The sequence below is a fragment of the Aeromonas sp. Marseille-Q5825 genome (genome assembly GCF_946892685.1).
GTDB classification, from domain to species: domain Bacteria; phylum Pseudomonadota; class Gammaproteobacteria; order Enterobacterales; family Aeromonadaceae; genus Aeromonas; species Aeromonas rivipollensis.
In genome coordinates, this window is the sequence record NZ_CAMPOU010000003.1 from 400,939 (window position 1) to 415,179 (window position 14,241).

Genomic DNA, 14,241 nt, shown 5'->3' on the forward strand with positions numbered 1-14,241 from the left:
CCCCTTCATCTGACAGCCACGTTAATGGCCGCTGCGTCCCCTGGCAAGGCGCCAGTGATCCAATGACAGGGGGCCTGCGCCCCACACCGCCAGGGTCAGCAGCATCCAGCCCCACAGCTGGTGATCGTGAAAGCCCCCCGCCCACAGGGTGGGATAGGAGATGACCGCCATGGCGTTGAAGCCAAACAGCAGCAAGGCGACCGGGCGGGTGAAGAGCCCCGCCAGCAGGAAGAGCGGCAGCAGCAGCTCGGTCGCGGTGCCCGCGTAGGCCGCCCACTGCCAGGGCAGCAGGGGCACCTGGTACTCGAACTCGAACAGGTAGAGGGTGGAATCCCAGGCCGTGAACTTGAGCCAGCCGGATCGCAGGAAGACGGCGGCGACCCAGAGTCTGGCCAGCAGCAGCAGGGCGCCGCTGCACCAGGGCAGGATGCGCTCGGCAAAGAGGCCAAGCGGCTTGGAGAGAGTCTGTGTTGTCATGGGGCAAGCTCCAGATCGACCAGCAGATCGAGGGTGATGAGGGGGGCAAGGTGCTCGGCCATGGCCGGATCCTGTGCCAGCAGGCTGGCCAGCGGCCTGCCCTGCTGGCAGCCTTGCAGCAGGCGCCAGGGGGTTGCCTCCAGAGGGACGGGTTCGACCCTGTGGCCGGGGCGTTTTTTAAGGGCCAGCCAGCAGGGGGCATCCAGCTCGCTGACCGTCTCCCCTCCGTGCAGTGCCATTTGCCAGAGCGCCAGCACAGGATGCTGGCTCTCGAGGAGCAGCAGATCGCAGGCGGGGTGCAGCACCAGCCGATCCCACTGGCTCGGGGCAAGGGCGGCGAGCCGCTCGGCGGGCCAGCGCCTTGCCTCGGGCGCCAACAGGGAGGCGCGCTCCAGCAGCCACTCGAAGCGGGCCAGCTCCCCGAGCCAGGGCAGGGCTTGGGTGGTCGGCAGGCGGGTGAGCCAGTCGCCAAAGCCTTCCCCATAGTGCATGACGCTCCCCTCCTCCAGGGGCTCGGCCAGCACGAATCCCCGGGCCGCGGCGGCGAAGAACTCTTCCCCCACCATGGCCGCGACGGCGGGATAGCTGCTGGCGAGCACCTCGGTGAGGCCGAGGATGACGTTGTTGCGATAGATCTGCAGCACGGCGTCGGGGGTAAAGCGCCCCGGCTGGATGTGCCAGAGGATGGCGTCATCCTGGCCGAGCAGGCCGCTGGCAAAGTCCTGTTGCAGGCGGGCAAGCTCAGACATGGGCTACCTCCTGCAATGTTTGCTGCGCCGCGCTCAGGATCTCGCTGGCAAGTTGCGCCTCCCCCAGCAGCACAGGCAGCGGGGGTATCTCCAGATCCCACTCGATCAGGGTGGGGATGGCGCGCTGCTGGCACAGCTGCCGATAGAGCTCCCACACGGGGGGCGCCACCGGGGTGCTGTGGGTGTCGATATAGAGGTGCCCCTGGGGCAACACCTTGTCGGTAAAGCCGGCCAGGTGGATCTCCCCGACCGTCTCGAGGTCGATGGCGGCCAGGTAGTCGGCGCAATCCAAGCCGTGATTGACGCTGCTGACATGGAGGTTGTTGAGATCGAGCAGGATGCCGCAGCCGCTGCGCCGCGCCAGCTCGGCCAGAAACGCCGCTTCGCCCATCTCCCCGGGCAGTTGCAGATAGGAAGAGGGGTTTTCGATGAGCAGTTGCCGGCCCAGGGCCTGTTGCACCCTGTCTACCTTGTCGCTCATGTGCGAGAGGGCTTCTCGGGTGTAGGGCATGGGCAGCAGATCGTTGAAATAGCGCCCGCCTATGCTGCCCCAGCTCAGGTGCTCGGAGACCCGCACTGGCGCTATGGTCGCCACCAGGGCCGCCAACTGGCGCAGGTGCGCAGGGTCGAGCGAGTCGGCGGAGCCCAGCGACATGCCGACCCCGTGCAGGCTGACGGGATAGTGCCCGGCCAGTTCGGCCAGCACCTCAAAGCCTTTGCTGTGGCGCTCGAAGTAGTTTTCGCTGTGCACCTCGAGCCAGCCGACCCCGGGCAGGGTCTGGCGGATCTCGTCATAGTGGGGGGGGCGTAAACCTATACCGATCAAGGGGTTCATGGCAGGGCTCTCTCAAAAGAAGGGGCCATGATGTGGCGGGCGCCACACCATGGCACTGGGCTTATTTGGGTTGCAGCGACCCGCCCGCCAGTTTTTCGCACAGGCCCTTGGGCATCACCACGAAGGCATCGCCCTGGGCATCCATCTTGGCGGTACCGGCGCAGGAGCCGCCCTTGGTGGCGCAATCGTTCTTGCCCGCCTTGACCACGCCGTAGCACTTCTCCTTGTCGTCCGCAGCCATGACTGGCGCGGCGATGAACTGGGCACCCAGGGCCAGCAGACCCGTCATGGCAGAGGCGATGGCAGTACTCTTTTTCACGTTCATATCCATATTCCTTGTTGTCTAGAGTGGTGTCTCCGGCGGATGTCATCCGGTTACGTCCAATAGAACCGGCCCAGGGGAGAAAAGATTTCCCAAAAAATGAAAAAACCTGAAAAAAAGCCAACAAAATACCAACAAGCAATTGTTTTTTAAGGGATATAAATTTAATCAAAAAAAGGCGAAGTGAATCATCGCGGCTCTCCCTCACCAGGGGAGCCTTGCGCCGCCCTTGCCGAGGGCGCCGGGATAACGTCCATCTTGCTTGGGCATCACACCGGCATCACAACAAGAGAGGGGCCCATGGCCCCTCTCTATCCCTTAGGCGAGCCCCTTCCCAAGGCGCTCGCTCACCCCTGGCCCCAGGGCTCAGGTGGTCTTGACGCACTTTTGCACGAAGCTGTTCTTGGCCGCCCCGGCAAGCTTCTTGTCGGCGGCAGCCTTCTCGCACTGGGCCGTCTTGTCGGCGGCGGCATCCGTCTTCACGCACTTCTGGATAAAGCTGTTCTTGGCTGCCCCCGCCAGCTTCTTGTCGGCGGCAGCTTTTTCACACTGGGCTGCCTTACCGTTGGCCGAGGCATCCTTGACGCACTTGCCCACGAAGCTGGTCTTGGCGGCGCCCGCCAGCTTCTTCGCCGCCGCCTGGGCTTCGCACTCTTGCTGCGCGCCAGAGGTTGCGCCCTGGGCCACCCCCATTCCCATGCCCATTACCGTCACACACAGACTCAACACCATCAGGATCCGCTTCATATGACCAACTCCCTTCTCTATCCATTGTGGTTAGCCCCCACTCACGCGGGCCAAACGAGGCACTCTCGCCTCGCTGCACTATAGTCCCCCCGCCCCGTGACAACAAAAAGCGCACCGGCTCGCCGAATACGCCATCCCACATCCCGCCCCTTCCTCCCCGCTCAGCCTCTGCGATTGTTGAGCTGGCGCAAAAAACGCAAATCTTCCTGATAGTTGCGTCACTTTCTGACTGGTTTGCGTATGAGGCTTGGGCATATGCTGGTCATTCGGCGCCTATAGCACCATCCGGGCCCCGCCCGCTGGTTAATGGAGCGCATTGGAAGCTGTAATCCAGGGGCGGTAGCATCCATATAAGCTGATGACAATCCTATGGAAACAAATTTACATTAAATTTACACTTAACCCTTAATATGAAGAGAGCTACTATGGAATTTGATGTTGTCGTTGAAGATGATTTTATAAATTTATACTTGGATGACGACTTGGAACCAATTAAAAATAAAAAAGTTTTATCTCTAATTAATGATTACCAAGATGGTAGATGGCGGCATAGTAAATTTCATAGTTTTATCTGGGATAATATTGCAGAGACATCATTGTCTTTTTCTGAAAGAGAGTGCTTGGTGGATCAGTCTCATACAAAACTGGTAGAAGCAGCACGAAGCCTACGACTTACTGACTCTGATAGTGACATTGGCAAAGGAAGCGAATTAGCCGAGATTGTACTATATGGCATAATGAAACATCATTATGGTGCATTACCAGTAGTACCAAAAATATTCTACAAACAAAATTCTCAAGATAATGCTAAAGGTGCAGATAGTGTTCATCTAGTTATTGATAGTAACAATAACTTTACCATTTGGTTTGGTGAAGCCAAATTTTTTAATGACATTAGTGACTCAAGGTTAGGTGATATTGTAAAATCAGTTGGGAATTCATTGAGCACTGATAAACTAAAGCGTGAAAACTCTATAATCACTAATGTAAGTGATATCAATAATTTAATTACAGATGATGCTTTATGTAATGAGATAAAACTCGCGCTCAGCAATAGGGCTTCGATTGATAACATAAAGCCAAGACTTCATGTGCCGATCCTATTGCTTCATGAATGTAAGATAACTTCTTCTTACTCTTCTCTAAGTCATGAATATAAAGAAAACATTATAAGCTATCATATAGAACGAGCGACCTCATATTTTAAAAAGCATATAAAACAATTATCATCCATTCACCTTTATGAGTCGGTAACTTTCCATTTAATATTATTCCCAGTACCAGGTAAAGCTAAAATAGTCGATAGATTTGTAGGTGATGTAATACGTTACAAGGAGGCTGCCAGTGATGATTGATAATTTTGACGCACTGCATAAAATCAATGATCTAATCAATACTGGAGATATTGATGAAGCGAGGAATCAAGTAATAAAATTACTTGCAGAATTAAAAAAAACAAATAAACAATTCCCTGCCCCATTAAATCACTTTATTCGAAGTGTAGGCCTATACCCCTATTTACAATTAGACCAGGCGTCTTGGCAAGAGAAATTTATTTACGAATCATTTAAAGTAGATATAGGTGGTTCAAGTGCAACTTTACATAGAGAGCAATCACTATTACTTAAGAAACTAATAAACGGCAACAGTATCGCTGTAAGCGCACCAACTAGTTTTGGGAAAAGCTTTGTTGTCGATTCATTTATTGCAATAAGAAAACCCAAAAATGTTGTTGTCATTGTACCAACAATTGCATTAACTGATGAAACACGCAGAAGGATGCATCGGAAGTTTTCTAAAGAATACAAAATAATTACAACAACAGATGTTCAACTAGCAGATAAAAATATTTTTATATTTCCACAAGAAAGAGTCTTCAGTTATATCAATACAATTGAAAGTATCGATATATTGATCATAGATGAGTTTTATAAAGCAAGTAAAAAGCATGATAAAGAACGTTCATCATCATTACTTAGAGCCATCATTAACCTAAGTAAAATAGCGAAGCAACGCTATTTTTTAGCGCCAAACATCAAACATTTAAGGGATAATATTTTTACCGATGGTATGGATTTTATTAGTTTAGATTTCAACACTGTTTTTCTCGAAAAACATGATCTATATAAAGATATACAAAACAAAAAGTTTTCAAAAAGCGATGCCCTTTTAAAAATAATATCTGAGTCATCTGGAAAAACTCTAATTTATGCTGGTACTTACTCAAGTATAGGTGAAGTATCAAATCTTATTATTGACTCAGTTGATAGCTCATGCAGCAAACTATTAAGCGATTTTTCATCTTGGCTTACCAAAAACTATAGTAGAAACTGGAGTCTAACCAGCTTAGTAAAAAGAGGTTGCGGTGTTCATAATGGTCAACTGCATAGATCTCTTAGCCAAATACAAGTTAAATTATTCGAAGAAGATAATGGTTTAGAGATGTTACTTTCAACATCTTCAATAATAGAAGGAGTAAACACATCTGCCGAGAATGTCGTTTTATGGAAAAATAAAAATGGCCAACCTAAATTAACCGACTTTACATATAAAAATATAATAGGTAGAGGTGGTAGGATGTTTCGCCATTTCATAGGTAACATTTATCTATTAGAGGAGCCACCAAAGGAACAAGAAAATACTTTAGAGCTGGAATTTTCAGATGAATTAGCAGCAAGCCTAGATGATTCAATATCACAAAAGTTAACCCCTGAACAGATTGCAAAAATAATTGAATATAGAGAGGAAATGGCTGATATATTAGGAGAAGAGTCATTTAAAAGAATACAAAGTGATAATGTCTTTACTGATAGTGATACATCAGTTGTATTAAGTGTGACGAGGGCGCTGTCTGATTCACCACAAAATTTCAATGGCTTAGGATATCTTAATAGTAAGCATCCTGAACAATGGGATAGATCTTTATATAAAGTTATTGAGATCATACCTGGCTATATCGGAGCCCCATATAAGAAATTCGTAGAGTTCATCAAAGTCATTGCAAATAACTGGGCTTTTGACTTCCATCAACTCTTAGATGAATTAAGTGATCATGACATAAGTATTGATGAGTTTTTTGACTATGAGCGAAAAGCCAGCTTTAAATTATCATCTTTACTAAATGAAGTAAATATAATATACCAAGAGTTATACCCTAAGCATGGGGTTGATATCTCTTCATTCGTAGCCAATCTTTCGCATGCATTCCTTCCCCCAAATGTATATATTTTAGAGGAATATGGACTACCTAGAATGATATCTAAGAAGATTCATAGTTCTGGTATTATTGATTTGGAAGATATAAGCACACCTATACACGATGTATTAGCTCAATTAAATTATATAGGCTTAGAGCAAATCTCAAACAAAACACATAACCTTGACTCATTTGATTTATATATATTAAGGCACTTCTTCGATGGGATATCTCATCCTAAATAACAAAACAATGAAAAAATTCAGGTGCTTTCCTTTATGAGCAAGTCCCATAGTCGTTCTCACAAAAAGCAACTCAGAGAACACAATGGGCACTGAGCCACTCCGTATTGATATCATTAATAAAAAAACCATCCCGCACGGGATGGTTTTTTTATTGGATGGCTCGCAAAGCGAGGGCCCTCTTACCACCGCCCCTGGGGTGGCTGCTGGTTTCGCGACTCCACCATGGCGATCAGGATGGCCATCAGGCTCGATATCAGCATCAGCACCATGGCGATGGGCAATGAGAACAGGGCGTAATAAGTGCGCCCGATTTCTGCCAGTACGGTGTCTGCGGACACCATAAATGGCAGCGGCAACAGCATGAGCAAGGCGAAGTAGAAGATGATCCTGGCGATCATCAGGGGGGTCTTGAGGGACTGGGTCACTATTTTTCGGTACGGCCACATGATGGTTTGCTCCCTGCACTGTGGTGTTGTTGTCGATCAGCCGCGCCTTCGAGGCATCTGCTGCCCTGCTCGTCCATGAAGGGTGTCAAGCAGCCCCCTGATTAGCAGCCACGGCAGGCCGGGTCAATGGGCCACGGGGGGCCGGAAATGACCCGCCGACAGGGTTGTGCTACCAAGGGCGAGCATAACGACAAGAGTGCAAACCAGATGCGTAAAAAAGTCGCAGCAATCACTATCAGCGCGCCTTTCACCCGCAGGTTGTGAGGTACAACCAAAACGGGGAGTTGCGCCGGGAGCTCCGCTGTGATGCCCCCCTCCCGGGCAGAGCGACGCCCTGTGTGCGGCTAAGGTTGCCCGGCTTGGATACTTGGTCTTGGTTGCGCGGATCCCATGGCACTCTGCTAGTCGGTAGCAGGCTGGTCGCCGGGCCGCAGCGCCTCCAGCAACGCAGTCCCATAGGAGTTGTCTATGGTGCAGCGCCACTGCCTATCCGCTTCCTTGCGAAACACATAGGTGGCGCGGCGGTTCTCGTTGATCCAGCCACCCTCGCCGTCCGGGTAGCGCAGCCGGGTCTCCATGATCACCAGGGCGTTGTCGGCCCCCTCTATCACCTCCATGGCCCCCTGGGTCACCTCAAGCTGGCCGTCAAAGTGATCGGAGATGGCGGTGAAGGCGCGGCGGATGGCGGGGATGCCGCGCGCCACCATGCCGGGTTTCACCACCAGGGCGGCGTCCTCGGCGTAGAAAGCCATCAGGGCATCGAAGTCGCGCCGGGAGATGGCGGCGTCACAGGTCTCGATCAATGTGCGAAGGGGATGCTGACTCATACCGTACTCCTTGTTTCAGGGTGATCATCCAGGGCTGGATTCCCCGCCCTATGCCGGAAATAAAAAATCCCCCGTTCTTTGCAAAAAGGCGGGGGATTTTCATTTTTCATGGGTGCTTAACCGAGCAGGAAGGCCTTGAGGCGGCCAAAGTCTGCGGGCAGGTTGTGGGAGAGCAGCGGCAGGGCGGCGTGCTTGGCAAGCGGGCCCGGCAGCGGCACATCCAGCCCCAGGATCTCGTCCACCGACTCCTTGAACTTGGCAGGATGGGCGGTGCAGAGGAAGACCCCCACTTCGTCCTCGGCGAGCTGCTCGTTCAGCAGATCCCAGGCGATGGCGCCGTGGGGCTCGCACAGGTAATCGAGCTGATGCAGGCGCTGCAACGCATCACGAGTCTCGGCATCGCTGCGCATGCCAGAGCCCAAGGTCTCCAGCGCCCAGCCTTCACGGCGGCACAGCTCTTCCACTCGCGGCCAGTTGTTGGGGCGGCTCACATCCATGGCGTTGGACAGGGTCGCGACCGTCTGGTGCGGCTCCCAGCTGCCGGTTTTCAAGTAGCGCGGCACTGTGTCGTTGGCGTTGGTGGCGGCGATAAAGCGCTTCACCGGCAGCCCCAGCGCCTTGGCAATCAGGCCCGCGGTCAGGTTACCGAAGTTGCCGGACGGCACGCTGATGACCGCCTTATGGCGCTCGGATTGCGGCAGCTGGGCCACCGCCTCGAAGTAGTAGCAAACTTGCGCGAGCAATCGGCTGATGTTGATGGAGTTGGCGGAGTTCAGGCCGATGGCGGTCTTGAGCCCTTCGTCATCGAAGGCATCCTTGACCAGCGCCTGGCAGGCATCGAAGTCGCCGTCGATGGCGATGGTGCGGATGTTGCCGCCGAGGGTGCAGAACAGCGCCTCCTGCAGCGGGCTGATCTTGCCCTTGGGATAAAGGATCACCACTTCTATCCCCTCCAGGCCATAGAAGGCGTGGGCCACGGCGGCGCCTGTGTCACCCGAGGTGGCGGTGAGTATGGTGATCTTGTCGTTGGTCCTGAAAGTCGCCAGACACTGGGCCATAAAGCGGCCACCGAAGTCCTTGAACGCCAGGGTCGGGCCGTGGAACAGCTCGAGAGCATAGGTGCCGTCTTTGAGCTTCACCAGGGGCGCCGGGAAGGTGAAGGCTGCGTCGATCAGCTCGCTGACCTTAGGCAAGGGCACTTCGTCCCCCAGCAGATGGCTGATGATGCGAGCGGAGCGCTCGGCCAGCGGCAAGTCCAGCAGGGCATCCACCTCGGCCAGGGGCGCAATCACCTCGGGGAAGAAGAGCCCCTGCTCGCGGCCCAGACCCTGACGCACCGCCTGGGCGAAGCTGACCTGTTCACTCTTGTCCTTGATATTGTAAAGATTCATAGCTCGCTTCCTGTTACCCGTGCCCCGGCCATGTCCAGTTTGCAGACCCGGGCAAATCCATCTTCGTTTTGCACGAAATGTGCATCCATCCAATCCTTCATGCGCTCGGCCTGGGCCAGATCCTTCATCACCACGAAGACGCTGGGACCCGAGCCCGAGATGCCGGTGGCCAGGGCCCCGTTCTGAGCCGCCTGGGCCCGCACCTCGTTGAAGCCTTCGATAAGCGCCGCGCGGTAGGGTTCGGCAATTAAAACCTGGGACACCCACCTTTTTGAGCCAGCCATTGCTTAGCTGGCTATCACTCTCATCACACACAGCTCCTCCAAGAACCCGCTAGAGATCGGGCAAGCAAGCGATTTTTACTTGTCGGGCCGCGTGTTCAGACGTGGTAATGCCTGACATCAGACAAATGCCAAGGGGGGGGTAAAACAGGATCTAACGGATTAACAAGGTGGTTGATGGCATCGTCGCTGGCCGCAGTGCCAGGCAAACTGCTGGCAATGGTCTTTGTCACCCACCACTCTGATGCCCTGACGCCTGAACAGTGTCACTTGTTTCAACCAACGGGCACCATCAAGGCCCAATCGCGCCAGAATGGGAGCCAAAACCTGGGACACCCACCTTTCTGAGCCAGCCATTCCTTAGCTGGCTATCTCTCTCATCACACACAGCTCCCCCAAGAACCCGCGAGAGATCGGGCAAGCAAGCGATTTTTACTTGGCGGGCCGCGAGTTCAGACGTGGTAATGCCTAACACCAAACAAATGCCAAGGGGAGTAACACGGGATCTAACGGATTAACAAGGTGGTTGATGGCATCGTCGCTGGCCGCAGTGCTAGGCAAACTGCTGGCAATGGTCTTTGTCACCCACCACTCTGATGCCCTGGCGCCTGAACAGTGTCACTTGTTTCAACCAACGGGCACCATCAAGGCCCAAAACCAAGCAAAACCAAGCAAAACCAAGGACACCCACCTTTTTGAGCCAGCCATTGCTTAGCTGGCTATCACTCTCATCACACACAGCTCCTCCAAGAACCCGCTAGAGATCGGGCAAGCAAGCGATTTTTACTTGGCAAGCCGCATGTTCAGACGTGGTAATGCCTGACACCAAACAAATGCCAAGGGGGGAAAACGGGATCTAACGGATTAACAAGGTGGCTGATGGCATCGTCGCTGGCCGCAGTGCCAGGCAAACTGCTGACAGTGCTCTTTGTCACCCACCACTCTGACGCCCTGGCGCCTGAACAGTGTCACTTGTTTCAACCAACGGGCACCATCAAGGCCCAATCGCGCCAGAATGGGAGCCAGGTGAGCAGGAATATAACCCCGCTTGTCAGCTCTTATCGCGCGACCTGTCCAATCCACCAGCATTAGATAATCGGTAAAGGCATAAGGCAGGCCCTCCGGTTGGGCTTGGCTTGCGAATGGCAGCAACAAAGGTGGCAATGGCGCGTCTGGTTGCTCTCCCTCAAAGCGTTGCTTGATGCTGGTGTAATCGCTCTCCTCAGGTCGGTCCGCCAATGCCGCCCGTATCGGGTTGAGATCAACGTAGGCCATGCAGGCCAGCAGGGCTGATTCTGTGAGCAGAGCCTGACTCTTGAAGCGCCCTTCCCAGAAATGGCCCTTGCAGCTATCTTCCCGATTCGCCTGCCGTGCCAGGTTTTCATTGAGCAGCCGCACAAACCAGCTGATGGAATGAAGCCGCTCCCGCCACTGCCCTATCAGTTGTTGCACCATAGTCCGTTCGGGCTCAATCAGGGATTCCCCCTGATACCAGCGCCGCACCAATAGCGGCCACTGGAACAGCGCCGCCCAACGTTCGGCCACCTCCCGCTCACTCCAACTTGCTGCGGTGTCGGGCTCAACCTTGAGCACCAGGTGATAGTGGTTGTTCATCACCGCATAAGCGCAAATACCGATGGCAAACAGTCGCGACAGTTGGCCCAGCTTGTCGACCACCCATTGGCGACGATGCTCGTAACTCTGACCAGAATGGGCATCTTCCCCGCACAGAAAAGCTCGCCGCACGCAGCGGCTGACCACATGGTAGTAAGGCGTATCTTGCAGGCTGATTTGACGTGAACGGGCAATGGTCATGGCTCACCCCCTGAGATGTGACCTCTCAAGCCAAGTACACGACTAAACCGCTGTCAAAAAGGTGGGTGTCCCGACTTACTCCTCCCGACTTACTCCGTCAGAAACTGGCGAGAACAGTGATTCGGCGGTTACTCAACCATACCCAGCAGCGCAGTGCCGTAGGAGTTGTCTATGGTGCAGCGCCACTGGCCATCGCTCTCTTTGCGAAACACATAGGTGGCGCGTCGAGTCTCATCCACCAGGCCGCCTTGCCCGTCGGGATAACGCAGCCGGGTCTCCATGATCACCAGGGCGTTGTCGGCCCCCTCTATCACCTCCATGGCGCCTTGGGTGACCTGGAGTTGGCCCTGAAAATAATCGGAGATGGCCCCGAAGGCGCGGCGAATGGCGGGGATGCCGCGCGCCACCATGCCGGGTTTGACCACCAGGGCGGCGTCCTCGGCATAGAAAGCCATCAGGGCATCGAAGTCGCGCCGGGAGATGGCGGCGTCACAGGTCTCGATCAATGTGCGAAGGGGATGCTGGCTCATACCGTGCTCCTTTTTTCAGGGGGATCATCCAGGGCGAGGTTTCCCGCCCCTATGCCGGAAATATAAAATCCCCCGCTCTTTGCAAAAAGGCGGGGGATTTTCATTTTTTCATCAGTGCTTAACCGAGCAGGAAGGCTTTGAGGCGGCCAAAGTCTGCGGGCAGGTTGTGGGAGAGCAGCGGCAGGGCGGCGTGCTTGGCGAGCGGGCCCGGCAGCGGCACATCCAACCCCAGGATCTCGTCCACCGATTCCTTGAACTTGGCGGGATGGGCGGTGCACAGGAAGACCCCGACCTCGTCCTCGGCGAGCTGCTCATTCAGCAGATCCCAGGCGATGGCGCCGTGGGGCTCGCAGAGGTAATCGAGCTGGTGCAGGCGCTGCAACGCATCGCGAGTCTCGGCATCGCTGCGCATGCCGGACCCCAAGGTCTCCAGCTCCCAGCCTTCCCGGCGGCACAGCTCTTCCACCCGCGGCCAGTTGTTGGGGCGGCTCACATCCATGGCGTTGGAGAGGGTCGCGACCGTCTGGTGCGGCTCCCACTGACCGGTTGTGAGGTAGCGCGGCACTGTGTCGTTGGCGTTGGTGGCGGCGATAAAGCGCTTCACCGGCAGCCCCAGCGCCTTGGCAATCAGGCCTGCGGTGAGGTTGCCGAAGTTGCCGGACGGTACGCTGATGACCGCCTTGACGCGGTCGGCTTTGGGCAGCTGGGCCAGCGCCTCGAAGTAGTAGCAAACCTGGGCCAGCAGGCGGCTGATGTTGATGGAGTTGGCGGAGTTGAGGCCGATGGCGGTCTTGAGCCCTTCGTCATCGAAGGCATCTTTGACCAGCGCCTGACAGGCATCGAAGTCGCCGTCGATGGCGATGGTGCGGATATTGCCACCCAGGGTGCAGAACAGCGCCTCCTGCAAGGGGCTTATCTTGCCCTTGGGATAGAGAATGACCACCTCGATCCCCTCCAGGCCATAGAAGGCGTGGGCCACTGCGGCGCCGGTATCACCGGAGGTAGCGGTGAGTATGGTGATCTTGTCGTTGGTGCGGAAGGTCGCCAGACACTGGGCCATAAAGCGGCCACCGAAGTCCTTGAACGCCAGGGTCGGGCCGTGGAACAGCTCCAGGGCATAGGTGCCGTCTTTCAGCTTCACCAGGGGCGCCGGGAAGGTGAAGGCGGCATCGATAAGCTCGCTGACCTTGGCCGCGGGCACTTCGTCCCCCAGCAGGTGGCTGATGATGCGAGCGGAGCGCTCGGCCAGCGGCAAGTCCAGCAGGGCATCCACCTCGGCCAGGGGCGCGATGGTTTCGGGGAAAAAGAGCCCCTGCTCGCGGCCAAGGCCTTGGCGCACCGCCTGGGCGAAGCTGACCTGTTCACTCTTGTCCTTGATATTGTAAAGATTCATAGCTCGCTTCCTGTTACCCGTGCCCCGGCCATGTCCAGTTTGCAGACCCGGGCAAATCCATCTTCGTTCTGCACAAAATGTGCGTCCATCCAATCCTTCATCCGCTCGGCCTGGGCCAGATCCTTCATCACCACGAAGACGCTGGGACCTGAGCCGGAGATGCCGGTGGCCAGCGCCCCGTTCTGGGCCGCCTGGGCCCGCACCTCGTTGAAACCTTCGATAAGCGCCGCGCGGTAGGGTTCGGCAATCACGTCTTTGAGCACGCTGGCGGCCAGCCCTTCTTGCCCGGTGTAGCTGGCGTGGACAAAGGCAGCCAAGCGGCGGCCGTAGGTGAGGCAATCCTGACGGCGATATTGGGCCGGCAGTATGGCGCGGGCGGCGGCGGTGGAGACCACAGTGCCCGGGTAGCAGACCACCCAGTACCACTGCTCGAACACCGGAATACCCTGGCTGATGACGCCGTGCTCTTCGAGCACCAGCTGCATGCCCCCCAGATAGCAGGGGGCCACGTTGTCGTAGTGAACCGAGCCGGAAATCTTGCCTTCCATCTCTCCCATCAGCAGCAGCATATCGTGCTCATCAAGCGGCTCACCGTGGAAGGCGTTGAGCCCTTCCAGTGCCGCCACCACGCTGCAGGCGCTCGATCCCAGACCCGAGCCCACCGGCAGGTTCTTCTCCAGCACCATCGCCAGCGGCTTGAGTTTGATGCCGCGCTTCTCCAGCGCCTCCCCATAGGCAAGCCAGCAGTCATAGAGGATGTTCTTCTTGGGATCATCCGGCAGTTTGTGGGCATAGCGGCCCACGGAGGAGAGGGCAAACGCCACATCGGCAGCCTTTACCTGGACGCGATCCCCCAGCAGGGAGCCATCCACGGGGGCGAGCGCCGCCCCCAGGACATCGAATCCCACGCTCAGGTTGGCGCTGGAGGCCGGGGCATAGGCGACCACGCTGCCGCCCTGCACCATGGCATCTTGTTCAAAATCGGGG

The 14,241-nt window shown here is 55.2% G+C and carries 15 protein-coding genes and 1 pseudogene; 3 read left to right on the plus strand and 13 right to left on the minus strand.

Annotation, left to right across the window (positions count from 1 at the left end):
• Window positions 1–21: 21 nt before the first annotated feature.
• From OC537_RS10080 to OC537_RS10100, 5 genes are all read right to left on the minus strand, one after another.
• Window positions 22–477, minus strand: a complete 456-nt coding sequence (locus tag OC537_RS10080) for a DoxX family protein (protein WP_234570534.1) — start codon at window positions 475–477, stop codon at window positions 22–24.
• A complete protein-coding gene (locus OC537_RS10085; RefSeq protein ID WP_262110949.1) occupies window positions 474–1,226 on the minus strand; it encodes a DNA-binding domain-containing protein in 753 nt (250 codons plus the stop codon). The genes OC537_RS10080 and OC537_RS10085 overlap by 4 nt, the downstream gene beginning before the upstream one ends.
• On the minus strand, window positions 1,219–2,061 hold the full coding sequence (locus OC537_RS10090) for a DUF692 domain-containing protein (RefSeq protein WP_262110950.1): 843 nt from the start codon (window positions 2,059–2,061) through the stop codon (window positions 1,219–1,221). The genes OC537_RS10085 and OC537_RS10090 overlap by 8 nt, the downstream gene beginning before the upstream one ends.
• Window positions 2,062–2,122: 61 nt before the next feature.
• A complete protein-coding gene (locus OC537_RS10095) occupies window positions 2,123–2,386 on the minus strand; it encodes a DUF2282 domain-containing protein (RefSeq protein WP_025327732.1) in 264 nt (87 codons plus the stop codon).
• Between the two features lie 363 nt (window positions 2,387–2,749).
• Entirely contained in the window at window positions 2,750–3,088 is a 339-nt protein-coding gene (locus OC537_RS10100; protein WP_410050473.1) for a hypothetical protein, read from the minus strand.
• A gap of 467 nt (window positions 3,089–3,555) precedes the next feature.
• On the opposite strand from OC537_RS10100, the gene OC537_RS10105 reads away from it, so the two are divergent.
• Together OC537_RS10105 and OC537_RS10110 are read left to right on the plus strand one after the other, a co-directional pair.
• A complete protein-coding gene (locus OC537_RS10105; protein ID WP_262110952.1) occupies window positions 3,556–4,485 on the plus strand; it encodes a DUF1837 domain-containing protein in 930 nt (309 codons plus the stop codon).
• Complete coding sequence (locus tag OC537_RS10110; protein ID WP_262111073.1) at window positions 4,478–6,571, plus strand: DEAD/DEAH box helicase; 2,094 nt, start codon at window positions 4,478–4,480, stop codon at window positions 6,569–6,571. Before OC537_RS10105 ends, OC537_RS10110 begins: the two co-directional genes overlap by 8 nt.
• 179 nt (window positions 6,572–6,750) lie before the next feature.
• On the opposite strand, the gene OC537_RS10115 is transcribed toward OC537_RS10110, so the two are convergent.
• The 4 genes and pseudogenes from OC537_RS10115 to OC537_RS10130 form a co-directional block, all read right to left on the minus strand.
• Window positions 6,751–7,017: a hypothetical protein gene (locus OC537_RS10115; RefSeq protein ID WP_244073210.1), complete on the minus strand. Its 267-nt coding sequence runs from the start codon at window positions 7,015–7,017 to the stop codon at window positions 6,751–6,753.
• A gap of 401 nt (window positions 7,018–7,418) precedes the next feature.
• Complete coding sequence (locus tag OC537_RS10120) at window positions 7,419–7,844, minus strand: YybH family protein (protein ID WP_262110953.1); 426 nt, start codon at window positions 7,842–7,844, stop codon at window positions 7,419–7,421.
• A 116-nt stretch (window positions 7,845–7,960) separates the two neighbouring features.
• The gene (gene thrC / locus OC537_RS10125; protein WP_262110954.1) at window positions 7,961–9,235 is read right to left on the minus strand and encodes a threonine synthase; all 1,275 of its coding nucleotides are present in this window, start codon (window positions 9,233–9,235) and stop codon (window positions 7,961–7,963) included.
• Window positions 9,232–9,486: pseudogene (locus OC537_RS10130) on the minus strand (homoserine kinase); the annotation flags it as partial. The pseudogene OC537_RS10130 and the gene thrC (OC537_RS10125), both read right to left, overlap by 4 nt.
• 559 nt (window positions 9,487–10,045) lie before the next feature.
• On the opposite strand from OC537_RS10130, the gene OC537_RS10135 reads away from it, so the two are divergent.
• Complete coding sequence (locus OC537_RS10135; protein ID WP_262110955.1) at window positions 10,046–10,231, plus strand: hypothetical protein; 186 nt, start codon at window positions 10,046–10,048, stop codon at window positions 10,229–10,231.
• Between the two features lie 149 nt (window positions 10,232–10,380).
• Here the strand turns inward: OC537_RS10135 and OC537_RS10140 are convergent, their stop codons facing one another.
• From OC537_RS10140 to thrB, 4 genes are all read right to left on the minus strand, one after another.
• A complete protein-coding gene (locus OC537_RS10140; RefSeq protein WP_262110956.1) occupies window positions 10,381–11,331 on the minus strand; it encodes a transposase in 951 nt (316 codons plus the stop codon).
• Window positions 11,332–11,459: 128 nt separating this feature from the next.
• Entirely contained in the window at window positions 11,460–11,861 is a 402-nt protein-coding gene (locus tag OC537_RS10145) for a YybH family protein (protein WP_262110957.1), read from the minus strand.
• Window positions 11,862–11,979: 118 nt separating this feature from the next.
• Complete coding sequence (thrC, locus tag OC537_RS10150; protein ID WP_262110958.1) at window positions 11,980–13,254, minus strand: threonine synthase; 1,275 nt, start codon at window positions 13,252–13,254, stop codon at window positions 11,980–11,982.
• A complete protein-coding gene (thrB, locus tag OC537_RS10155) occupies window positions 13,251–14,219 on the minus strand; it encodes a homoserine kinase (RefSeq protein WP_262111074.1) in 969 nt (322 codons plus the stop codon). The genes thrC (OC537_RS10150) and thrB overlap by 4 nt, the downstream gene beginning before the upstream one ends.
• Window positions 14,220–14,241: the final 22 nt, after the last annotated feature.